Source organism: Limosilactobacillus secundus, from assembly GCF_020784695.1.
Classification (GTDB): Bacteria; Bacillota; Bacilli; order Lactobacillales; family Lactobacillaceae; genus Limosilactobacillus; species Limosilactobacillus reuteri_F.
Map to the genome: position 1 here is coordinate 1 of NZ_JAJGUA010000027.1, position 22473 is coordinate 22473.

Annotated in this window: 19 protein-coding genes; all 19 read right to left on the reverse strand. The window is 35.3% G+C overall.

The genetic code is table 11. The features are described 5' to 3' along the window. The coding region (locus tag LMB57_RS03320; protein ID WP_229272539.1) for a KxYKxGKxW signal peptide domain-containing protein at window positions 1-1844 on the reverse strand (1844 nt) is incomplete at its 3' end. A gap of 71 nt (window positions 1845-1915) precedes the next feature. Beyond that, a complete protein-coding gene (rfbD, locus tag LMB57_RS03325; RefSeq protein ID WP_229272540.1) occupies window positions 1916-2755 on the reverse strand; it encodes a dTDP-4-dehydrorhamnose reductase in 840 nt (279 codons plus the stop codon). Window positions 2756-2903: 148 nt separating this feature from the next. Beyond that, window positions 2904-3944, reverse strand: coding sequence for a dTDP-glucose 4,6-dehydratase (gene rfbB, locus LMB57_RS03330; RefSeq protein ID WP_229272541.1), 1041 nt, complete (start codon window positions 3942-3944; stop codon window positions 2904-2906). A gap of 11 nt (window positions 3945-3955) precedes the next feature. Next, window positions 3956-4537: a dTDP-4-dehydrorhamnose 3,5-epimerase gene (rfbC, locus tag LMB57_RS03335; RefSeq protein WP_003664372.1), complete on the reverse strand. Its 582-nt coding sequence runs from the start codon at window positions 4535-4537 to the stop codon at window positions 3956-3958. A 13-nt stretch (window positions 4538-4550) separates the two neighbouring features. Next, on the reverse strand, window positions 4551-5420 hold the full coding sequence (gene rfbA, locus LMB57_RS03340; RefSeq protein ID WP_229272542.1) for a glucose-1-phosphate thymidylyltransferase RfbA: 870 nt from the start codon (window positions 5418-5420) through the stop codon (window positions 4551-4553). A gap of 146 nt (window positions 5421-5566) precedes the next feature. After that, window positions 5567-7888, reverse strand: coding sequence for a glycoside hydrolase family 73 protein (locus tag LMB57_RS03345; protein ID WP_229272543.1), 2322 nt, complete (start codon window positions 7886-7888; stop codon window positions 5567-5569). Between the two features lie 110 nt (window positions 7889-7998). After that, on the reverse strand, window positions 7999-9189 hold the full coding sequence (locus tag LMB57_RS03350) for a hypothetical protein (RefSeq protein ID WP_229272544.1): 1191 nt from the start codon (window positions 9187-9189) through the stop codon (window positions 7999-8001). Window positions 9190-9207: 18 nt separating this feature from the next. After that, window positions 9208-10182 carry a glycosyltransferase family 2 protein gene (locus LMB57_RS03355; protein WP_229272545.1) on the reverse strand — a complete coding sequence of 325 codons (975 nt, stop codon included), beginning with the start codon at window positions 10180-10182 and terminating at the stop codon, window positions 9208-9210. Between the two features lie 43 nt (window positions 10183-10225). Beyond that, window positions 10226-11548, reverse strand: coding sequence for a glycosyltransferase family 39 protein (locus tag LMB57_RS03360; RefSeq protein ID WP_229272546.1), 1323 nt, complete (start codon window positions 11546-11548; stop codon window positions 10226-10228). 14 nt (window positions 11549-11562) lie between these two features. After that, entirely contained in the window at window positions 11563-13086 is a 1524-nt protein-coding gene (locus LMB57_RS03365; protein ID WP_229272547.1) for a hypothetical protein, read from the reverse strand. Between the two features lie 21 nt (window positions 13087-13107). Beyond that, complete coding sequence (locus tag LMB57_RS03370; protein WP_229278049.1) at window positions 13108-14160, reverse strand: acyltransferase; 1053 nt, start codon at window positions 14158-14160, stop codon at window positions 13108-13110. 63 nt (window positions 14161-14223) lie between these two features. Next, window positions 14224-15126, reverse strand: coding sequence for a glycosyltransferase family 2 protein (locus LMB57_RS03375; RefSeq protein ID WP_229272549.1), 903 nt, complete (start codon window positions 15124-15126; stop codon window positions 14224-14226). Window positions 15127-15142: 16 nt separating this feature from the next. Continuing rightward, entirely contained in the window at window positions 15143-15907 is a 765-nt protein-coding gene (locus LMB57_RS03380) for a glycosyltransferase (protein ID WP_229272550.1), read from the reverse strand. Window positions 15908-15932: 25 nt separating this feature from the next. Beyond that, window positions 15933-16850 carry a glycosyltransferase family 2 protein gene (locus tag LMB57_RS03385; RefSeq protein WP_229278050.1) on the reverse strand — a complete coding sequence of 306 codons (918 nt, stop codon included), beginning with the start codon at window positions 16848-16850 and terminating at the stop codon, window positions 15933-15935. A 44-nt stretch (window positions 16851-16894) separates the two neighbouring features. Continuing rightward, on the reverse strand, window positions 16895-17518 hold the full coding sequence (locus tag LMB57_RS03390) for a YveK family protein (protein ID WP_079376137.1): 624 nt from the start codon (window positions 17516-17518) through the stop codon (window positions 16895-16897). Beyond that, entirely contained in the window at window positions 17487-18704 is a 1218-nt protein-coding gene (locus LMB57_RS03395) for a hypothetical protein (protein WP_042746545.1), read from the reverse strand. The genes LMB57_RS03390 and LMB57_RS03395 overlap by 32 nt, the downstream gene beginning before the upstream one ends. A 15-nt stretch (window positions 18705-18719) precedes the next feature. Next, a complete protein-coding gene (locus LMB57_RS03400) occupies window positions 18720-19724 on the reverse strand; it encodes a glycosyltransferase (RefSeq protein WP_229272551.1) in 1005 nt (334 codons plus the stop codon). Between the two features lie 50 nt (window positions 19725-19774). Further along, complete coding sequence (locus tag LMB57_RS03405) at window positions 19775-21211, reverse strand: oligosaccharide flippase family protein (RefSeq protein ID WP_229272552.1); 1437 nt, start codon at window positions 21209-21211, stop codon at window positions 19775-19777. Window positions 21212-21216: 5 nt separating this feature from the next. Then, window positions 21217-22335 (reverse strand): UDP-galactopyranose mutase, encoded by a 1119-nt coding sequence (gene glf / locus LMB57_RS03410; RefSeq protein ID WP_229272553.1) that lies wholly within the window; start codon window positions 22333-22335, stop codon window positions 21217-21219. Window positions 22336-22473: the final 138 nt, after the last annotated feature.

Genomic DNA, 22473 nt, shown 5'->3' on the forward strand with positions numbered 1-22473 from the left:
GGATAAACATTTTGAACATCATTTCGTCCAAGGTCCTTATCTGTAATCTCTTGGCGGTAAAGTTCTTGACCATTATTATCAAGAACGATCAACCATTCATATGGTTTATTACCCGCTTGCGTACTTGCATGCCAGCCACTCAAACTAACCTGACTAGCTGTTACGTGAATATTATCAAAATTACCAGCATTCGTTGGATAATCTTGACTATACTGATCGCTGTAATTTTGGTTAGCATCATCACCAGCAAACCGCATAATTACTTTAAGGGTGCCGTTTGCCTTAGCTGGATCCACCTTAAATTCACCGTTAAAGCCACTCTTTTGCGAGTTGTAAATGCTTGGATAAACTTTAGCTACATCAGGACGGTCAGTTAGTTCGACCTTCGTCCTAGCAATTTCTTGACCATCATTCAATAAAATAAGGTAAGCATTAGGCTTGTTAATTGATTGATCGCTGACCATCCAGCCTTTCACATTGTAGCCATTATCAGTCTTGGTAAAGCTATCAACATAAGAAGCTTGTTGATCCAACGTTACAGGATTAAACCAATAATCAGTAGTCTTACTTTGACCATTATCCCCATTACCACCATCTAACGTCGAGTAACGACTAACAAGACTATAGCTATGACCTGGGGTAAGATTTACTGTACCAAAATTAGCATTAAAGCCAGATTGCCCAGCTGTTGCTACTGTAGGATAAGCCTTTGCCACATCGGGACGGGCACCATTAGTTACCTTAATAGACTTAACTTGCGTCTTATTTGTATTATCAAATAGGATCAAGTAGTGACTATTTTCAACTTGAGAATAATCCGTTGCGTGCCAGCCACTAACGATTAATTGACCGTTACTAAGATTAAATGAATCAAGACTCCCTTGATTACTAGTGTTAGCTGGCGCAAACTTCTTAGGGGCATACCAGTAACTAACATAGTTTCCTTCACCATTAGCAGCATCGCTATAGCGACTGATAATTTGCAGTTCATGGTTTAAGTCAATGCCAGCCAGTGAAAAGGCTGTATTAAAACCAGAATCTTTGGCATTAATCACTTGGGAGTAAGCTTTCGCTACATCAGGACGGACCGTAGGTTCTACTTTTACCCGAGTAATTTCATGACCAGCGGTGCGGTCATATAAAATCACATAGTGATTAGCTTTCCCTAATGCCTTATTAGTCGCATTCCAACCAGAAACTTGAAGCTGATTATCTTTAACACCAAAATTATCAAGATAAGCATAATTTCCCTTATCAAGATTAATTGGTTGCGACCAATTATCAACATGATTCCCTTCACCATTAGCGGCATCACTATAGCGACTAACAATGTGAATCTGGTCATCAACACTCTTAACCTTACTCCAGTCCAGATTATTCATCGTTGCTTGGTAACCGGAATCCTTAGCGTTAACCACATCCGGATAAGCCTTGGCAACATCAGGACGCGCTACATTTTCGGTTACCGATGTACGACCTAATTCGGTATTAGTAGTACTATCATAAGCCACTAAATAACGATTATCCTTGCCAGCGGCTTGATTGGTTGCTTGCCAGCCACTAACATGCAAGTCATTATTATTAACAACTTGAGCAACATCAAGGTAGCCATAGTTTCCGTTATCCTTTGCTTGAGCAGCCTTTTCTTGACTAGCTAGCTCTGCAGTGGCTCCCCCAGTAGTAGGATTAGTAGTTTTAACTACCGGTACATTATCAGCCGGCGTATCAGCTTTTACATTCGTATTTCCCAATACTAATCCCGCTGAAACTGCCGCAACAGCTAACGCCATTGCGCACCAATTTTTACCATCTTTGTATAATTTATAGTGTTTCTTTATTTCCATTGTTATCTCCCTATAAGTTAGAAATATCACTATTAAAGATACCACAAAAATGATTACAAATTTATTAAGATTTAAATTAATTCCATAAATTTATTAAGGGCCGTTTGCCAATCCATAATCTCAAACCCAGTGTCTTCTGCCTTCTTCAAGCTCATAACTGAATGGCGAGGGCGGTAAGCTTTGGCTGGATATGCTGATGAATCAACGGGAGCGACTTCAACATTTTTATCCTTTAAGATCTCGGTGGCGAATTCGTACCAGGAACAACTCTTCTCGTTAGATAGCTGGTAGGTACCGAATGGTTGACTATGATCGACTAAGTAAGTCATAAATTCAGCCAGGGTTCTAGTCCACGTTGGGCGGCCAAATTGATCGTTGACGACGGTGAGCTGATCATGGTCTTTGGCAAGACGAAGCATGGTGTAGACAAAATTCTTACCGTATTTACCAAAGACCCAGGATGTGCGAATGATGTAGTAATCAGCGAAGGTTTCTTGGATTGCTTTTTCACCGGCAAGTTTCGCTTTACCATATTCATTTCGTGGATTAGTGGGCGCATCAACTTCATACTCGCTTTCATTGGTCCCATCAAAGACATAATCGGTACTGATGTAAACCATCTTAGCACCAACACTTTTAGCGGCCTCGGCAACGTTGCGCGTACCATCGGCGTTTACTTGCCAATTGAGGTCTTTGGCAACATCTTCAGCATTATCAACGGCGGTATAAGCGGCACAATGATAGATTACTTCCGGCTTAAGCGCACTAATCTTTTCATTTACAACGGCTTGATCAGTAATATCCATTTGTTTAGAATCAAAGGCGTCATATGTAATCCCGCGTTCATCCAATAAATTACGTAATTCGGAGCCAAGTTGACCATTAGCACCAGTAATCAAAATTTTTGTCATTTGTTTTCTCCTTACATTAAAGCTACTTAATGATATAATCAGTTTGACAACAGCTCTCAATATTCTTTCCATGTCATCCATCTGTTGTCCTTAAAATAAGAGTCGTGCATTCCTTAAACTTCGGGAATAACACGACTCTTTTTATCTTTTATTGACCATTTTTTGCATATTTTGCTTCAACCGCGGCTTTTTCATCTTTCCACCAATCTTGGTGTTCCGTATACCAATCAATTGTGTGTTGCAAACCGGTCTTGAAGTCAGTGAATTCAGGCTCCCATCCTAATTCTGTCCGGAGCTTTGTTGCATCAATGGCATACCGCAAATCGTGGCCGGGACGATCCTTCACATGGTCATAAGCATCTTTAGGTTGCCCCATTAGCTCTAAGATCATTTCCAGAACTTCCTTATTATTCTTTTCACCATCGGCTCCGATCAGGTAAGTTTCACCGATCTTACCCTTGGTCAAAATATCCCAAACGGCGCGGGAATGATCATTAGTGTGAATCCAGTCGCGAACATTTTTACCGGATCCATAAAGCTTAGGCCGAATGCCACTTAAGATATTAGTAATCTGACGAGGAATGAACTTTTCAATGTGTTGGTAAGGCCCATAATTGTTAGAACAATTGGAAATCGTCGCCCGTAAGCCAAATGACCGAACCCAAGCCCGCACTAATAAGTCAGAGCTAGCCTTTGACGAAGAATAAGGACTTGATGGCCGGTATGGTGATTCGGGAGTAAACTTTTCTCCTTTTCCTTCACCATGACCGGGTAAGTCTTCCCGTAATGGTAAATCCCCATAGACTTCATCTGTGGAAATATGGTGGTAACGGACGTCATATTTGCGACAAGCATTAATTAAAACCGAAGTCCCAACGATATTAGTTTGGATAAACGGAGTGGGATCAATCAAGGAGTTGTCATTGTGACTTTCCGCCGCGTAATGCACAACGGCATCGGCTTTGCTTGCCAACTTATCAACTAAGTCTTTATCACAAATATCCCCGACGACGAGTTCAACTTTATCCTTTGGCAAGCCATCAAGATTAGCGGGATTACCAGCATAAGTCAGTTTATCTAAAACCGTAATGTGTTCAACTTCCGGGTGGTAGTTAACAACATAGTGAACAAAGTTGGAGCCAATAAAACCAGCTCCCCCCGTAACAATAATATTCTTAAACTCTTCCATAACGACCTCGCTTAAATTTCACCATAAACAAATGGGTTGTCTTTTTCAAATTCAGTTAAGGTTGGTTGTGCGGCATCCTTTTCGGAAGTAATGGCCTTATCAAATTCAATTGGCCAGTCAATGTTTAATTCCGGCGTCTTAAAGGAAATTCCCCCATCTGCTTCTGCATCGTAATAGTTATCGCACTTGTAAACAAAGTTAACGTTATCAGTTAGAGTCAAGAAGCCATGGGCAAATCCACGTGGGACTAAGAGTTGACGGTGGTTACTTGCGGATAAGATATAACCTTCCCATTGCTTGTATGTTGGTGAACCCTTCCGTAAGTCAACAATCACATCAAGGACGGCACCAGTAACTACCCGGATTAACTTTGTTTGGGCTGCTTTTCCCCGTTGAAAGTGTAATCCACGGAGAACACCCGCCTGCGTTGAAAGTGATTGGTTATCTTGAATAAAATTAAAGTCAATCCCCGCTGCCTTGAAGTCACGATCAGAGTAAGTTTCTTCAAAGAAACCCCGGTGATCACCAAAGACGGCGGGAGTAATAATTTTGACGTCTTGTAGTTTGGTTGTTTGAACGTTTAATTTTCCCATTATCTGTTCACTCCTAGTCCTGTTGTGCTAACCGTAATAAGTATTGACCATAGTCATTCTTCTTTAAAGGTTGAGCAAGTTCAACTAATTGGTCCTTATTAAGGTAACCCATCCGATAAGCAATTTCTTCTAAGGAAGCCACTTTTAAGTTTTGGCGTTTTTCAATCGTGGCGATGAAATTGGCTGCTTCGAGCATTGAATCGTGCGTACCGGTATCTAACCAGGCATAGCCACGACCCATTAACTTAACATCGAGCTTGCCTTGACGCAGGTATTCCTTGTTAACATCAGTAATCTCAAGTTCGCCACGATCCGATGGCTTGATGTTTTTAGCAATATCAACTACTTGATTATCATAGAAGTAAAGACCAGTCACCGCATAATTACTCTTAGGATGAGCCGGCTTTTCTTCAATCGATAAGGCATGCATCTGGTCATCAAAATCAACCACCCCAAAACGTTCAGGATCATTAACATGGTAGCCAAAGACTGTAGCACCATCAGTTTTTTTCGCTGCTGATTGAACTAAGTCGGACAAACCAGCCCCATAATAGATATTGTCTCCTAAAATCAAACAAACACTATCGTCACCAATAAAATCTTCGCCGAGAATAAAAGCTTCGGCGAGTCCATTTGGGTGATCTTGCACCTTGTAGGAGAAGTTCAAGCCCAGACTGGACCCGTCACCCAATAATTCTTCAAATAGTGGCAAATATTCCGGTGTCGAGATCACCAAGATGTCTCGAATTCCTGCCAGCATCAAAGTCGATAGCGGATAATAAATCATCGGCTTATCATAAACCGGAATCAATTGTTTTGAAATACCACGCGTAATTGGATAGAGGCGGGTTCCTGACCCACCGGCTAAAATTATTCCTTTCATAGTGGCCTCCTTATGATTAACAAAAATCCTTTCTTATTTTAACACAAGTAATTAAACAATGTTTTTATATTAAAAATTCGCTCTAAGTTTCTATATAAAATAAGCAGCACCTACATTTAAGGTACTGCTTAGCTATAAACGATAAATTAATATAGATTTTGTGGTAACTTGATAGCATCAAACCAGAAATCAGTACGATTACCCTCACCATTGTTTGCATCACTATAGCGAGAAACCACTTGGATCTCATGTCCAATTAAACTACTATCTAATTTAAAGGCTGCTTTGAAACCAGATTTAGCAGAGTTATAGATTGACGGATATGCTTTTTGAACATCAGGTCGATCTAAGTTAGTTACTTGTTGACGTGCAATTTCACGGTGAGTTGTAGCATCATAAAGGATAACAAAGTGATTCTTTTGGTTATAACTTTGATCAGCGGCTTGCCATCCAGTTACCGTTACTCCACCATTTTTTACAACAAAGCTGTCAAGAAATCCTTGATTGTTGCTTGGGACAATGGTAGGAGCAAACCATGCATCAGTACGATTACCTTCACCATTATTTGCATCACTATAACGGGAAATCACTTGTAACTGATGTCCCGCGTAAGCTGCTCTATTAAAGTCAAAGGTAACATCAAAGCCAGACTTACCAGCATTAGCAATGTTTGGATAAGCTCGTTGAACATCAAGGCGACTGACATTGCTTACTTGTTTACGAGTGATTTCGCGATGAGTAGTGGCATCATAAAGAATTACGAAATGATTTTGCTGTTTAACACTAGCATCAGCAGCTTGCCAACCACTAACATGAACTTGGTTATCTGAAATCTCGACCTGATCTAAATATGATTGGTTAGCATTAAACGTTTTTGGTGCAAACCAATAATCAACATAATTACCTTCACCGTTAGCAGCATTACTGTAACGAGAAATTACTTGAATATTATCACCAATCAACGCCGGACTAATGTTTACTTGAAGGTTAAATCCAGATTTACCAGCATTGTAAACATTGTAGACCTTGGCAACATCATTACGAATTGCGGAATTAACTTCATATCGACCTAACTCCCGGTTTTTAGTGGCATCATAAAGGATAATAAAATGATGATCCTTGCCCGCGGATTGATCGGTTGCATGCCAACCACTAATATTAAGAGTATTAGTAGCAGCATCAATATTGAAATTGTCAAGATAACCAGCATTGGTATTAAGATTTACCGAATTAAACCATAAATCGTCTCCACCATTTGGTTCCCCATTAGTATTCTTAGTATAACGAGAAACAACTTGAATTGCCTTGCCTGCAAAATTAGCAGCGTTTGAAACCGTTAAACTAAAACCACCCCAACCAGAAATCTTGGCATTTGGATAAACATTTTGGACATCTTGACGGTAAGTACCAGGAACTTCTTGACGATATAATTCTTGCTTAGTATTACCATCAAGAAGGATAATAAAGTGATGCATACTTTGATCATAATTATTAGTAGCATGCCAGCCTTCCACTTTAAGATTGTTTCCTTGAACAGAGACATTATCAATATGACCAGTATTGATGTTGTCATTAAAGGCTTCTTGGTCCCAAGCAGTCAAATTATATTGACGGATTACACGATTAAGCGTATTTGTATATTGTGGATCAGTAGCGTATCCGTCTTGTCGAATTAAGCGAGTAACGGTTTGATAATCTTTTTGACCGATCAAATTACTGTAGCGACTATTTTCTTTTAAGAAACGGCCGTGATCAACAATACTTTCATAATTTGACGGATATGCGCGGAAAGCATCATTAATTTGAACATACCGACCACCATAATACTCATAAGTCGGCATTGTAACTGATTGTCCATTGTAAGAACCCTTGATTCCAAACAAGTTATGGCCTTGAGTAGTTAAAGCAGATTGACCCCAACCACTTTCAATAATAGCTTGAGCACCAGTCAATGATGGTAAAACTCCAAATTGTTTCCAGCCATCAACGGCTCCTTGGTGGATACTTTCTAAAAATTGTACGTTACGAGCAGAAAGCCCATTAGTGTTAATGTTACCAGTCCCACTAACGGTCGTTGAAGCAGTTCCATTTTCTGGATCAGCTTGGGTATTACTTATTTGATTCGTTGACACATTAGGCTGGGTATCAACTGCTGGTGCATTAGCGACATTTTGTGCATTCTCGGCGCTAATATCAACAGCCCCTTTATTAGGATCTGTATTAGCAGTCTGCTCAGCGGCATGAGTCTGAACAGCTTGGGCAGTCATCAAAGCAACATTAGCATTTTGATAATTACTACTTTGTTGATTGTCACTGGTTTGTGTAGTAGTGACCGCTGTATTAGCAGTGGCATTGGTATCATCAGCTTGAGCATTTCCCTGGAAGAAAACTAATGATGCTCCAAACGTAAAGATTACTGGTAATACAACACGAAACTGATTGTTTTTTGAGTTACTATCACTTGCCATAATTTAAGATATACCTTCCCCTTTTATTTAATCGCTTCTTAGTTTACCACTCTTAAATTACAAAAAGATTACAAGTAAGTTTTAAGTGGGTTACTTGTAATCTTAAAATATTAGCTTATTGATTTCATTAATAGTTTGTCATATTTATTAAAAAATACCACCATTGTAAAGCAAGTATAATTTAATACTGCCGTAAAAGAAAGTAATTGTATATTAATATCTATTCCAAAAAGTCCACTAACATATACCAGCCAACTTTCTAGAATTGAAAAAGTAGTATTAATCCAAAGAATTGGGTACTTAAAAGAAAGTAAAACTAATAAAACATCCACTAAATATCCATACCTGTCATGCATACTTGGTAAAAACATAACACATGTCCAAATAATCCATAATCCATAAACTACTATCTGATCTTTTGTCCATACTTTATCTTTCACAAATAAGTAATATGAACCGATTAATAAAATAGCTAATGTTAAAAAGATCAAAAATGACTTCATGATTTGGTAGTTATATATATTTCCGTTATTTATTTGAGTCATCATTCCCGAAAGATTCGGATACAACAAATTAATCCTAGTTTCATCAATTTGACCCAGATAGATACGAATAGGATCTAACCAATTTCTTCCCATAATAATTCCTGGGAGACAACACAAATAAAAACTTATAAACGAAACTCCAAAGTACAGAATACTAAAACTCTTATTTCTTAAATAAAGCAAAATGTATAGCGGTAAAATAAAAATTGTCTGAAATTTAAATGCAAAAGCAACACCCAAGAAAATAAATGATGGTATTTTTTTATTCTTTACTAAGCTCAATAGAGAAAGAATTATGAATGAACAATAAATTGAGTCACATTGCCCCCACAAACCTGAATTCATTACTACTGTTGGAACAAAAAGAATCACAGAATAAACAAGTAAAAAAAGTGATTTACTTTGTGAATCATATAGGGCCTGTACCAATAAAGCACTTCCAACTGCTAAAACATAATCAAAACATACCGATAAGAACTTATACATTACAATTGGCTTAAATGGTAGGTATGTGAAAAGTGCAATTAAAGTTTGATAAGTAATACCATAATTCCCCACCTGCATATCAAGGGCCTTTATTCCACCTAATTTTTCAATGGTCTCGTACCACGGAAGTAAGAAAATTCTAAAATCATATGATTGAAAGCTGAATAACTTAAGGCGCATTATTAATGCAATTACAGATACCAAGATTAAAAAAATAAAATTTCTGTACTTTAAAATAGCATTAACAACTTTTTCTTCCCTAGCAGACATATTTCAACTACTCCTAACTTATTTATCTTGTTTTGTCATCTTTTCAGTATATGTTTCAGCCTCAATCACAAAACGTGGTCTATGCTTGACCTCAGAGAAAATCTTACCTACATATTCTCCAATGATACTAATCGAGATAAGCTGTACTCCGCCTAAGAACCAAATAGAAATCATTAAGGACGCCCATCCAGAGACAATATGTCCATTAATTTTTTCTACTAGAGTGTAAATCATCATAATAATACTAAAGATCACCGTCAACACGCCTAAATACAAGATTAGGTGAATTGGAGCAATCGAAAATGATGTAATTCCGTCTAATGCAAAGTGAAGCATTTTACTCAATGGATACTTCGACTTTCCTGCAAACCGTTCTTTCCGGGCATAGTAAACCTTAGCTGAATCATAACCGACTAGCGGAACCATCCCTCGCAAGAAAAGATTACGTTCCTTAAAGTCAAGTAAGCTTTCTGTAGCACGTTTACTTAATAAACGGTAATCTGCCGAATCAGGAACAAGTTTTACTCCAAGTTTGCCCATTAAGCCATAAAAAGCCAGCGCAGTACGCCGCTTAAAGAAAGTATCAGTTTCTCGACTATTACGAACACCGTAAACAACATCGTAACCTTCGTTGTATTTTTCAACCATTTTCGGAATTGCATAAATGTCATCTTGTAAATCCGCATCAATTGTAATAATCATATCTGAATATTTTACAGCCACCGACATTCCCGCCAATAATGCATTTTGATGCCCATAGTTACGGCTAAACTTAATTCCTGTAACATATTCATACTCTTTAGTATATTTTGAGATTAATTCCCACGTCTTATCTTTACTACCATCGTTAACGAACAGAATTTTACTTTTAGGTGATACATTTCCATCCTTAATGAGTTTTTCTAATACTCCGCCCAATTCTTTAACTGTTTCTGGCAACACTTCTTGCTCGTTATAACATGGTACTACAATGGTTAATATGCTATTATTCATCTTTTGTTCCTCCATAAATGTAGTGTACTTTACCGCCAGATTCTCATCCTATTAATATTGAATTTAAGACAACATAATGTATCACACAAGTCAAACTTATAATTGCATATACTGTTATTAATGTAGTATATAGAAAGACTGAATATTTGGGCCTAGATAATTTCCGTAACTTATTCATTCCTGTCGTCCACCAAATAATAAATATTGGAAGAACAGTCAACACATATCTTCCTTGGGGTTGGTAATCGGTTGTCACAGAACGGTACATACTTAGAAAAAGTGTAAGTAACACGCCTATAAGCATTAGGCAATTAAATATCTTTGTTTTAGTATCCTTGGATTTTTCTTTGCTTAGCAATACTATGCTAAATAAAAGTCCAGTATAGAAAAACAAGAGATAAAAGATATAGTATCCTAATTTAGGGAAAACATTCATATACCCAAACAAGCTAACCATACTCTTAAATGTCGTTACTATCCAGTCAGTATTAAAAATAAGCTTTATAATTCCACTTGAGTACGGGTGCATTGTTGGTTTTCCACCACCATCTAACCAGCGTTGATATGCGGCGCTAAATACTCTTGCTCCCGTAAAGTCATGATATAAGTAATAGTTGCGAATATATAATGGTGCTACACAAACTATAACGACTATTACTACTACTACTAAAATCCATATTCCGTACTTGAAAAGCAATTTCTTATTTCTTATTTGTTCTACTAACAAGAAAATTGCATATCCTATCCCCACCAGTACAAACGGTACTGAGTTAAGATATCCTAATAAGCAAATAATTATCCCTAGTGATAAGACAAGAGAATTTTTATAATTCCAATTGCTTTTTGTAGCTAAAGTTAAAGCATAAATCATTATGCTTACTCCAGCAATTGCGACAATATCATTGTTTACATATGCTGACAGATAAACAAACTGTGGTAATAAGCCAACAACTACTGCCGACATATTACTTAAAAAGTTGTTTTTAGTAAATAACCTACAAGTTTGAACAACACAATAAACAGTAACAATTCCCATTAATGCGCTAGTCCAACGAGCAGCAAAAAGTAATAATTTAGGATCTGTTGAAAAAAGAGACATTACTTTCATAAATAATGCACTTAGTACTCCACCTAATAGTTGCGGATAATAAGCATACGAATAATTCCCATATGGTAACATCACCGCTTTATTTGTTCCAACCGGAAGTGTTCCATGTTGATAGATGTATAACGGAATTTCATAACGAAGTAGTTCATCTGGACTAACATTAAGCTTAAGTTTATAAGCCACTATTAAATAATAAACTAATAGTATTGCTATACTTAAAAAAGTGATATTGAGTGTTAATTTCTTGTATTTTTTCATGAACCTTAATTATCCTATTCTAATGGTGCAAATGATTGCTCATTTTTATTTTCATAAAATCTAGCATTTACTGCTTTATCTGGCTTAAACACAATATGCATCCTTGTACGGATGATACCATGAGAATACAAAGTGTTTTGTAACCATACTGCCATGTCATAGGAATGAGGCCAATTAGAAGTTGTAACTTTGGACGAATAATTTTTTTGATCTACTGGAACTTTCACTATAACTTCTGATTCGCCTTTTTCATCAGCATGTTTAATCTGCTTAATAATATAATTATCTACACGTTTGGCTGTAACGGCCGAATAAGGAGCATTGGTAGGCTGCACTTGCCGATAATTTAAATTAAATGCAACCAACGAGGCCAAAACAATTACTAATGGGAGTAGTGGCTGTATACTATCAATAACTGTAATTAAAAACGCAAAGCTAAGATTAGATATAAATAACAAGAAGAAAATTATTGGCCACATTGCATCAGGCCTTGATGCGTACATACTACCTGCCTTAGTATATGCAATAAATAAATACATAAACGAGCTAATTAAACACAAAGTACTAATTATCCACAGATTCATGAAACTTTTTCTCGCAATGCCTTTACTCGTTTTTGTGCCGGCAATAATTGCTAGAACACTAACACATATAAAAGCAACAAGAATTTTGACGTTAAAAGCTTGAAAAAGCACTTTAGATTGCTCTAAAGTGTCATGCATTGCAATAAATAATGAGGTATTATTCTGGCCTTGGACAGCTTTAGCGCGTTGTCCGTTCAAATCAAAAATTACTGAACAAAGCCAAATAAATAAGATTAATAAATATACGAACACAGCTTTAAAATAAGAAATATCAATTTTCCTTTGATTCTCAAGAAAAACTTGAATTATCTTAAAAAAACTATAAGTCGCAATAATTATTGTTAACTGTGTATTAGAAAATAAAGTGAAATATAAGGTGAGGATAAAGATTCCTTTACCCAAGTTACTCATTGCCTTGTAAGTTTTCGAAAAATCACTAGTACCTTCCATATACATCATTACTGAAGCATTTAATAAACCTGGAATTAAATAAAAAAACACACATGACAAATCGACAGTCCAAAAGCCACTGTAACTTGGTTGATTTAAATGTTTGAAAAGTAGAAAAAAAGATATAAAGAATAATAATTCACTTGCAATGGCAGAGAATCTATTAAAATGTAATCTTTTTACAAGTAGCCGGTAATATGCAATGCAAGCTCCCATTATAAATACAGAAAAGATTACTGCTTCTACAAATGTTAAAGAATTAATATAGTCATGAGTAAATGGATATATAACGAAAGAAGCAATATAGCCCCCAACCCCCATTAAAGTTTCTGGCAATACTCTAGTTGGATTCCAAACTCCCCATAATGGAAAAGGAGGTCGAATACCACCTATGTATCTCCAATCATCACCATCAAAAGGTACAAGCGGTGAAATTTGGGTAAAATATATTAGAATAAAAATAAATAATAGTAGATTAATTATGAATACGGATTTTTTCCTCATTATTCTTCTCCTCCCATTACATTATGGCATCAACCATCTTAAATACTTCATTTTACGAATCAGAAATGTGATAACCCCACTTAACAAATACACAAAAATAGGATCAATAACCATCTTAATAAGTAGTGGTAACGTAGTTAAATAATTATTAAATGGCACTAACAACCAAGTAATTATGAATGGATGAAGAAGATAGATACCAAATGTTAGCCCAGCTCCTTGAGCAAGATATTTCCTAAAACTATCAGATTTTTGCAACTTGGGCTCAGTTTGTTTAAAAATTAAAAATAAGGCACACATTACACAAAACGAAGGAAGCATTGCAATATCGAAGAATGTTTTGACAATCCCTCCTGGATAATTTAAGCCCGGAAGCTGTTTTACATAAAACGAAAAATAAATTGTCGCAATTATTTCAAAAAATAACATAGTTATTCCAAGAATATAGATTTGTTTGTGTGTTCTTCTTGAAATATCATTATGCGCAAAATACCAGCCAGCTATAAAATATTGAGCATAGGGACCAATAAATGGAAAAGAAGTACTAAATAAGCTTTGACTCTTTGTAAGAATATTAATAATTGGGATACCAGTGTTCACTACTAGTAATACCAAAATTGTGTATTTTATAATATTTCGGCTCGCATATTTAATAATCAAAGAAATAAACGGCACACATAAATAAAAGCCAATTATATTATAGAAAAACCAATAAGGTCCTACGATGCTTCCAGAAAGGAATGTAGTAATAAAAGACTTCAAAGTGAGAGAAAAACCACTTTTCCCATAAATGAAAAAGAAGCCGAATATGCTCCAAATTATAAATGGAATGACAACCTTGTGAATTCTTTTTATAAAAAAAGTCTTTGTGTCATATCGTTCACGGTAATTTAGAATATTGGCTCCCGATTGCATAAAGAAGATCGGAACCCCAAAAGAAAAAGCTATCCCTAATACAATACAAAGAATTACATAAAACGTTGGTCCAATTTTTGTAATTCCCAATTGTGCTGGATTAGTAATAGTGTGTGCAACAACAACAGCAAACGAAGATGCTATTGCATTCAGATACATAAAATAATATTTTTTACTTTTAGTCATTTTCGCCTACTTCATCTTATCTGAACTTTATAAAAGCTAATTTTCCCCATCATCAGTTCTTAAATGCTCAATTGTCGGTTTAAAAGAAAGCCCCTCTTTTGTAGCATTCCAGATAATTTGAATTCTCCTCTTTTTATTATCTTTTGATTTTATAATAACCTTAGTTAAATGCAATATAGTTTTTAAGCCTAGATGAACCCAGCCAGCAATCCCTTCTCTACGATAAACGTAGACTTCATTACGATAAGCAAATTCATACCGTTTAAATCTATCAGGAGAGTCATTAACAATATTGCTCCCATTATTTGACTTACATTTATGAATAACTACACTTTCTGGCACAAAGTAAGCTGGATATTTTCGTGAAATTCTGCGTGAATACTCAAAATCATCAGCCCAAATGAAGAATTCTTTAATTGGTAATCCAACTTCTTTGACAACCTTCATCGGCACGAAAAATGATACGAACGTTCCCATAATAATCTTTTTAGGATTGCCATCATAATCTTGTAATTTACGATTCAAAGTTACCTTAGGAACATTCATATTACACATAGACTTATCTTTCCATAACACTTTACTGGCTAAAAAGCCGAATTCTCCGATGTTTTCAGCTACTTCTATTAATTTTTCCAAAGCATTAGGTGTTGGAATTGAATCGTCATCCATCAACCATAAATAATCTGGTTTCAATTTAGCACTTGCTTTTACCCCAAATTGAAAACCACCAGCACCACCAAGATTTTCTCCGGTATTAACATAGGAGACACGTGGATTATCGATTTTTTTTACAAAATCCTCTGTACCGTCCGTACTTGCATTATCAATCACTAAAATGTCTAAGTTTTTATATGTCTGAGCCAGTAGCGATTCAATACATTCTTTCAGCAATGTTTTACGATTATAAGTTACTACCACTGCTGTTACTTTTTTATCCATAGTTAACCACCCTTAGTTATTTAGCCAAATTGAATTTACGCCAAATTTTGTGTTTTAAAAGCTTAACTGGTGGTACGACCAACAAGTTAATTTTACTCTTTGTATTCCACGTTGTAATTGTGGTGTTAATAGAAGAAAATTGTTTCCCATAGCGACGAACAATTTCCCGACCAGTTTGAATATATTGCCAATTTTCTGAAAATCCAGTTGAATAATGCCACATTCTAGCAGGAATAACATAATTCATTTTATGATCCAGCAAAGCCATTAAGCACTGCTCAACAGCATACATATGCCATCCTTTGATATCTGAAAATGGATGCTGCTTATAAAAATCCTTAGTCATCACAAAAAGACATTCATCCACCGTCTGTGCCTTAGTCGTTTCTTGAATTAATTGGCCAAAATGGTGTGCCGGATCACCGTGAACAATACTTGTCACTAGTGTTGATTTATGATGATGAAGTTCAAATAGACATCCCGAAACACCAGCTATTCCAAGGTCCCGAATTTGAATAACTTGATTCAAAAAGTCACGCAATGCATATTGATCAAGGAATCGCATATCTGGATGAGAAAACACGAGATAATCTCCATGCGCTTTCTTTATAGCATCATTATATGCTTCACGAGCTGAAAAAAACTGATTATGAGTATTATCAATCTTCACTAACTCATAGTTAACTTCTTTTTGACTTTCTAAACTTTTTTTGAAATCTTCATAAACTTTTTCTTTATTAACAATTGTGATAATTGAAAAAAGTGGACTGTCTTTGCTCATGATTGCTCCCTATAACTTTATTAAACTAGCCAAGTCTACTTAACTTTTGATAGTCTCGAACAACGATACCACCGAAAACAAGATTCCCAGTAGTTGTTGCCCTTGCTGGTGGATATTTTAGTACAATCCTTAAATTCCATAATGGATTCCGATGTTGAACTAGACTTGCATAATTTTTAACATAATTCTTATTCTGCCCTGTTAATTTACTTCCGTAAGCTTGCCAAAAATCGCTAGTAATTTTTACCATCCGAATTACTCGACCATTAAAGGGCTCATTCTTATTAAAAAGTGTGGTCTTCTTATTACTACCGATTACATTACCTTGATGTTGCCGATAAAGAATCGTGGAACGATCTAGATAGACAACTTTACCAAACGCAGCTGCTACTAGAGCGATCCACCAATCATGCACATATAGTTTATTACTCTTCACTTTATCAAAATCGAGTAAATTTTTAAGCTCTTGATTAATCATCATTGTGCATCCTGTTACGCAATTTGCAAAAAGCATTGATTTAAAATCTGACCAATGTTCTTCCGAGGAGTTCATTAGTGAATCCCCATGAAGATTTGTATCTACTACTGTTAAGTTCGAATGAACACAAATAGGCATATGGTCAATTTCAGAGGCTTGCATTTTCCTTAATGTTGCTGATATTTTATCTTCCATCCAATAATCATCTTGATCAGAAAACATATAATACTGAGCTTTAGTATTCGCCAATAAATCCATAAACGAGCCAGTAACTCCTAAATTTTTCGGTTTATTTTCATTTAAAAATGTAATTTTTTCGTTGTCTCTGGCAATTTTCTTAATTAGGTTAACTGTACTATCGGTGGAGCCATCATCTCGTATGTAAAGATGCCAATCAGTATAATCTTGGGAAATAATTGATTTTACTTGTTCTTCTAAATATTTCTCACCATTGTAAGTCGACATCAATATTGCAACATTCTCATTTGACATACTTTTCTCCTCAATCCTTAAATACTTTTCCAAGTAGTAATACTAAATGAAAGAATCATCCCAACTAAAAGCCCTAAAGCAGCTCCAAGCACAACATACTTTTTAACGGAAGGAGTAGTCTTAGCACTCACGTTATCTCGTGTAGCTCTTGTTAAAATTCTTACATTACTATTATTTGGACTATATTTAGGAAGTTGAGTTTGTGCGGCTTCAGCAACTGCATTGGCAATTTTTACCGAATCATTTTCCTGAGTAGTTCGTGCTGTAATCTTAAGGACCAATGAATCTGGTGCTGAATTAATACTAACTGCCGAGGCTAGTTGTCCATCTGAATAGTTTTTGCGTAAGTTAGCTGGTAGATATTTTTCTGCTTTTTTCATCGTTTCTTGATTATTAAGGATTTCTTCATATGAATGCATCATTCCTTTTTCAGCCATCATCGCTGCATTTTTATAGTCAGTTTGCGTAACCTTAATATTTAAGATTACACTCGATTCTGCGGTAAAAAAGGTTATTCGTTTGTGTCTTGCATATAAGCCAGCACTTAGAGCACCAATTAACGTTAATACTAAAATAATTACTATATTTCTAATAATTATTTGATTAAAGTTACCAATCGTTATTTTCTTTGACTTTGCCATTTTTTAAACCTCCGCTGATTGTTTGTGGAACACATGATAAGAGTGCCAGCATAAAGGGATTATACGTAATTTCCAACATATGCTGGTCAATCAAACTACTCGAAACAACTAAAAATAAAATAGCCGGTAACAAGTACTCATGTTTGACCGTTTCTCTAAGTGAAATACCTACTAAAATTAAAAGAGCAATTATACCAAGAATAAGGCCATTAATTACTAATAATCTTACAAAAGAAGAATCGATAAAAAAGTATTTACCAGGGTTATTTTTCATCATGTGCAAGCCGTCGCTTCCACCCCACCCTCGTTCTATAACTCGTTTTCCAAGCAATGTAATACCGTATTTATCAAACCCTTCTTTTCCTAAAGCTAACCTTCCAGATAAAGCTTGATCCAGTTTTACCATTACTGGATTAGAAAATGTAAAGTAATAAGTTATTAATACATAGCTATAAGGTAAGACGATGCTTAAGTACCAATATGATGATGCAATAAACTTCTTTAGTTTGGTATTAAGTTTACGACTAACACTTAACATTACTAGGACCATTAAGATCATTAATAAGGCATCAACACGCGTATCAGTTACTAAATATGTTAAATAGTCTATTACTAATATTCCAAGCCATTGAAGCCACCCCATTTTTTTATAGTTTAAATAACAATAAGCTAAACATAAATAAAAAATATGAGCTGAAAAATCAGTTGGATAATCAGTTCCTAAACTATATCTAAAAGTTGTTCCCCTAAAAAATGCTAAATTTTTTATTATTCCTGCTAAAGAATACAACATCGTAAGTAACATCAACATCAAATTAATATTAAAATATTGCCGAACTATTTTATTAAAACTAATTCCTCTCGCAGCAAAAATAAAGCTAAACATTATCATCACGTTACTGAGTTGAGTCCTTCGCCATGATAAAAATGCAAGTCCTAAAATGACAGTTATGCCAATATATTCATACCATTTAAAATTATCAAAAATATAAATCTTTACTATTAGCAAAGCAAAGGCAAGATAATTAACTAAATTGACATAATTGACATTTAGATAATCCATAAACGTTGTATTAAATACAAATGAAGCAATTAGACTTAAAGCAAAGGCTGCAAAAAAAAGTTGTTCACCACTAATAGTCTTATTATTGAACCATCTGAGTTTATCCCTCGAAAAGGTAATCATCTTGTTTAAAATCTCCTACTCGTTCATGTTTAGCTTAGTTAAAGCATGCTTTGTATAGTAGCCCTCTCGAAGTTTCTTCCCTAATTTTTCTGCGTTTCTCTTCATTAATTGATATTGTTCATTCGTAAGAGATAAAAGCACATTATCTAGTTCGGTTAAACTGCTTATACAAATACCTGCTCCATTTTCCTTAATTAACGGTGCCAATGCTGCTTGATCCCAAATAATAACAGGAATACCTGTGCTAAGGTAGAGCGATGTCTTGTGAGGATTATTATATTTTAAATATTCCCCGAATGTACCACTACAAGTTTCAATACTATTTCCATCCCAAATAAGCCCAAAATCCTCAGTTAAATGCTTGGGTAGTTCTTCTGGGGTGTATTGTCCACAATATCTTATACCTTCTGGATAGGAATCCAATTTATTGGGACCGTAAATATTAAGCCGGTAGCTTAAATTCACTTTAGTTAAAAAAGTTGATTTAGCTAAATTTCCCGGAAAACAAATTGTAAAATTAGCTGGGTCATATTCTTGTTTCTTTTGCATTGGCTGTTCATTATCATAATCAAATAAACCCAGTTCAATCATATTGGTTTTAACATCATTATCTGTCAACCACTTTTTCATTGCTTGATTATGGACAATTAGATTATCTACTTGATTAAACAATACTAATTCTCTTTCCTTATCCTCCATTGACAATTGTAAGGCAGGAAGATCATGAATAAAAAGATCAATTTTTGCATTAGTATATTTATGAATCACTTCAATGAATTGTCTTAAAACATAAGGAGTAGATATCGGAAATTGTAAAATATAACGATCAGCTGGATGTGTTTTAACTAATCTTATTATACTTAAACGCGTTAAAAGATATCTTTGAAGCCTCGTATAATATATTTTGACATGAATTACTCCAGTATCATTCAATTGAGATGCAAAAAAATCTATATCTTTTTTTGCCTTATTTCCACCAGAGTTTTTAATAGGGTCAATAGCAGAAATTAAATATTGCATAATTCCTTTTTCCTTTCACTATATAATAGGTTAGAAGATATACTTTAATTCTATCTTTTTTCTAAACGTCGATTTTGAATTAGTTTAATTGCCTGATTAACAATTGGAGCCTTTAGTAAAATAATTCCAAGTAAATAAACAATTATACCAACTATTACTTCAACAATTAAATTCACTACAGTCATATTAATTATTAGTGCTAAGCGATAAACAACAATAAACATTATTGCACCACTAAGAATGTATTTCCACACGTTTCCAAAAAGTTTTCTTCTGCTAATTGTATTCTTAATATAATAAAGCTGCACTGCCGTTACTGTTAATTCTGAAATATCTGTAGCAATTGTTGCCCCCTTGGCTCCCCATAACGCAATTAGGAAAAGGTTTGCAATAATATTAACAACAGCCCCTAATGTAACTGAAACCGTATATTCTTTCGTGCGATTAATCGGCATTAAATATTGCGTTCCTGTAACATTACTCCAAGCAATAAATAAGATAACTGGCGCTTCAAACATCATTAAAGTTCCAGCTGCATCATATTGACGTCCTAAAAACCATGGAGCAAACGGCTTAGCAATTGCCATGATACCAAATGACATTGGAACTGCAATAGCCGTAATAAAATCAAAAGAATTATAAAGGCTATCACGAATTCCTTTAACATCACCCTTAGAAAATTTATTGGCAATATGTGGCAACATTACTTGTCCAGAAGCAGTTGCAACTGCTAAAACAACCTTAATAATTTGGTCAGTGTTCTGAAATTGCCCTAGTTGATTTTGCGTTGACATACGCCCAAGCATAAGTCGGTTAACAACTAAGTATACTTGAGTAGTAATTGTTGGAATAAAAAGTAATAGTGCAGGATAAAAATGTTTAAACGGATGCCATGTGCTAATTGGAACCCATTTAATTTCATCCTTTAAATATGGCCATAGAGTTAAATTACCAACAAGATTTGATAATCCAAGTAAAGCAATATATTTGCCCAAATCGCCTTGATTTTTTACTAGAAGAAAAATTAAGGCGACTGAAGCCAATTTTACTAACATATTTCGAAAAACAATCCGCTGGAAGTTTTCCATTCCCATAAAATACCAAGAAACATCCAGTCCAGCTGCAATAATCCAAAAAGATTGAAGTAAAAAATAACGTTTAAAAGTAGTACTAAATAGGAGTACGGCTGCAAGATAAGCTATTAATGCTAGTAAAATCGTAATTCCTTGAAGCATCTCAATTCCCCAAAAGATTTTTGAACGATCTACTACATTATCGCGATGATAGGCCACTTCACGATTACCATAAAGTGCAATTCCCATCTGCCCTACAAGCATAAAAAAGATCATCCAGCTATTTGTATAAGAATTGATACCAACAAGATCAGGCCCCAATACCCGAGATATATAAGGAACAGTGATTAGGGGTACTAATAACACTAAAACTTGATAGACAACATTATACAAATAATTCTTAATAACCTTCATGGCTACTAATCAAACTCCTTGTTAACAGCTGTCAATGCTGCGTGTAATACTTGATCCATATTATAGTAACGATATTGACCTAAACGACCACCAAAAATCACATTATTGGCCTGTTCACTCGCTAACTTTGCATATTGCTTATAAAGTTCATTATTCCGTTGATTATTAATTGGGTAGTATGGCTCATCGCCACGATGCCAATCAGCTGGATATTCACGAGTAATCACTGTCTTATCCTTATCACCTTTACCGAATTCAAAGTGCTTATGTTCAATGATTCGGGTATATGGTGTTTCTGCATCAGTATAATTAATTACTGCGTTACCTTGATAGTTACCTACGTTCTTTTCTTCAGTTTCAAAACGAAGACTACGATATTGCAATTCACCTAACTGGTAATCAAAGAATTGGTCAATCATCCCGGTAAAGACAATCTTTGGATAATCTTTAAGGTATTCATCCTTCTTATCAAAGAAGTCGACTCCAGTTTCAACATCAATCAAATCACTGTTTAACATTTTTTCAACAATCTGGGTGTAACCACCAACCGGAATTCCTTGATAGGTGTCATTAAAGTAGTTGTTATCGTAAACTAATCGGACTGGCAGACGCCGAATAATAAAGGCTGGCAATTCAGTTGCCTTTTGTCCCCATTGTTTTTCAGTGTAACCTTTGATGAGCTTTTCATAGATATCGCGACCAATTAAAGAAATAGCTTGTTCTTCCAAATTCTGTGGCTCTTTACCTGCCATCTCTTGGCGTTGTTCATTGATCTTTGCCATTGCTTCTGCTGGTGTCCGTACACCCCACATCTGGCTAAAAGTATTCATATTAAATGGAAGGTTGTACATTTCGCCCTTGTAGTTAGCCACTGGACTATTTGTATATCGGTTAAATTCTGCAAACTGGTTTACATAATCCCACACTTCCTTATTAGATGTATGGAAAATATGGGCCCCATATTGATGAACCTGAATGCCATCTACTTCCTTAGTGTAGATGTTACCAGCGATGTGGCCTCGTTTTTCAATCACCTTTACGCGCTTACCACGTTTAGCAGCTTCATAGGCAAAAGTCGCCCCAAAAAGGCCTGCGCCTACTACTAGATAATCATATTTTTTCATTGTTCTCTCCATATCATAACTTTTACATACTTTTGTATAATACTACATTACTACAGTGTTTGTGAAGCTTTGAAATATTTATCATAATTTAAGACTATTTAAGTATTTTTGTAATCTTTTAGTAAAACTTCTGTAATA

Excerpts from the sequence above, each read along its gene's own strand:
- rfbD (WP_229272540.1), bottom strand. The coding sequence starts at position 2,755 with ATGACAAAAATTTTGATTACTGGTGCTAATGGTCAACTTGGCTCCGAA.
- rfbB (WP_229272541.1), bottom strand. The coding sequence starts at position 3,944 with ATGGAAGAGTTTAAGAATATTATTGTTACGGGGGGAGCTGGTTTTATT.
- rfbC (WP_003664372.1), bottom strand. The coding sequence starts at position 4,537 with ATGGGAAAATTAAACGTTCAAACAACCAAACTACAAGACGTCAAAATT.
- rfbA (WP_229272542.1), bottom strand. The coding sequence starts at position 5,420 with ATGAAAGGAATAATTTTAGCCGGTGGGTCAGGAACCCGCCTCTATCCA.
- LMB57_RS03345 (WP_229272543.1), bottom strand. The coding sequence starts at position 7,888 with ATGGCAAGTGATAGTAACTCAAAAAACAATCAGTTTCGTGTTGTATTA.
- LMB57_RS03350 (WP_229272544.1), bottom strand. The coding sequence starts at position 9,189 with ATGTCTGCTAGGGAAGAAAAAGTTGTTAATGCTATTTTAAAGTACAGA.
- LMB57_RS03355 (WP_229272545.1), bottom strand. The coding sequence starts at position 10,182 with ATGAATAATAGCATATTAACCATTGTAGTACCATGTTATAACGAGCAA.
- LMB57_RS03360 (WP_229272546.1), bottom strand. The coding sequence starts at position 11,548 with ATGAAAAAATACAAGAAATTAACACTCAATATCACTTTTTTAAGTATA.
- LMB57_RS03365 (WP_229272547.1), bottom strand. The coding sequence starts at position 13,086 with ATGAGGAAAAAATCCGTATTCATAATTAATCTACTATTATTTATTTTT.
- LMB57_RS03370 (WP_229278049.1), bottom strand. The coding sequence starts at position 14,160 with ATGTATCTGAATGCAATAGCATCTTCGTTTGCTGTTGTTGTTGCACAC.
- LMB57_RS03375 (WP_229272549.1), bottom strand. The coding sequence starts at position 15,126 with ATGGATAAAAAAGTAACAGCAGTGGTAGTAACTTATAATCGTAAAACA.
- LMB57_RS03380 (WP_229272550.1), bottom strand. The coding sequence starts at position 15,907 with ATGAGCAAAGACAGTCCACTTTTTTCAATTATCACAATTGTTAATAAA.
- LMB57_RS03385 (WP_229278050.1), bottom strand. The coding sequence starts at position 16,850 with ATGTCGACTTACAATGGTGAGAAATATTTAGAAGAACAAGTAAAATCA.
- LMB57_RS03390 (WP_079376137.1), bottom strand. The coding sequence starts at position 17,518 with ATGGCAAAGTCAAAGAAAATAACGATTGGTAACTTTAATCAAATAATT.
- LMB57_RS03395 (WP_042746545.1), bottom strand. The coding sequence starts at position 18,704 with ATGATTACCTTTTCGAGGGATAAACTCAGATGGTTCAATAATAAGACT.
- LMB57_RS03400 (WP_229272551.1), bottom strand. The coding sequence starts at position 19,724 with ATGCAATATTTAATTTCTGCTATTGACCCTATTAAAAACTCTGGTGGA.
- LMB57_RS03405 (WP_229272552.1), bottom strand. The coding sequence starts at position 21,211 with ATGAAGGTTATTAAGAATTATTTGTATAATGTTGTCTATCAAGTTTTA.
- glf (WP_229272553.1), bottom strand. The coding sequence starts at position 22,335 with ATGAAAAAATATGATTATCTAGTAGTAGGCGCAGGCCTTTTTGGGGCG.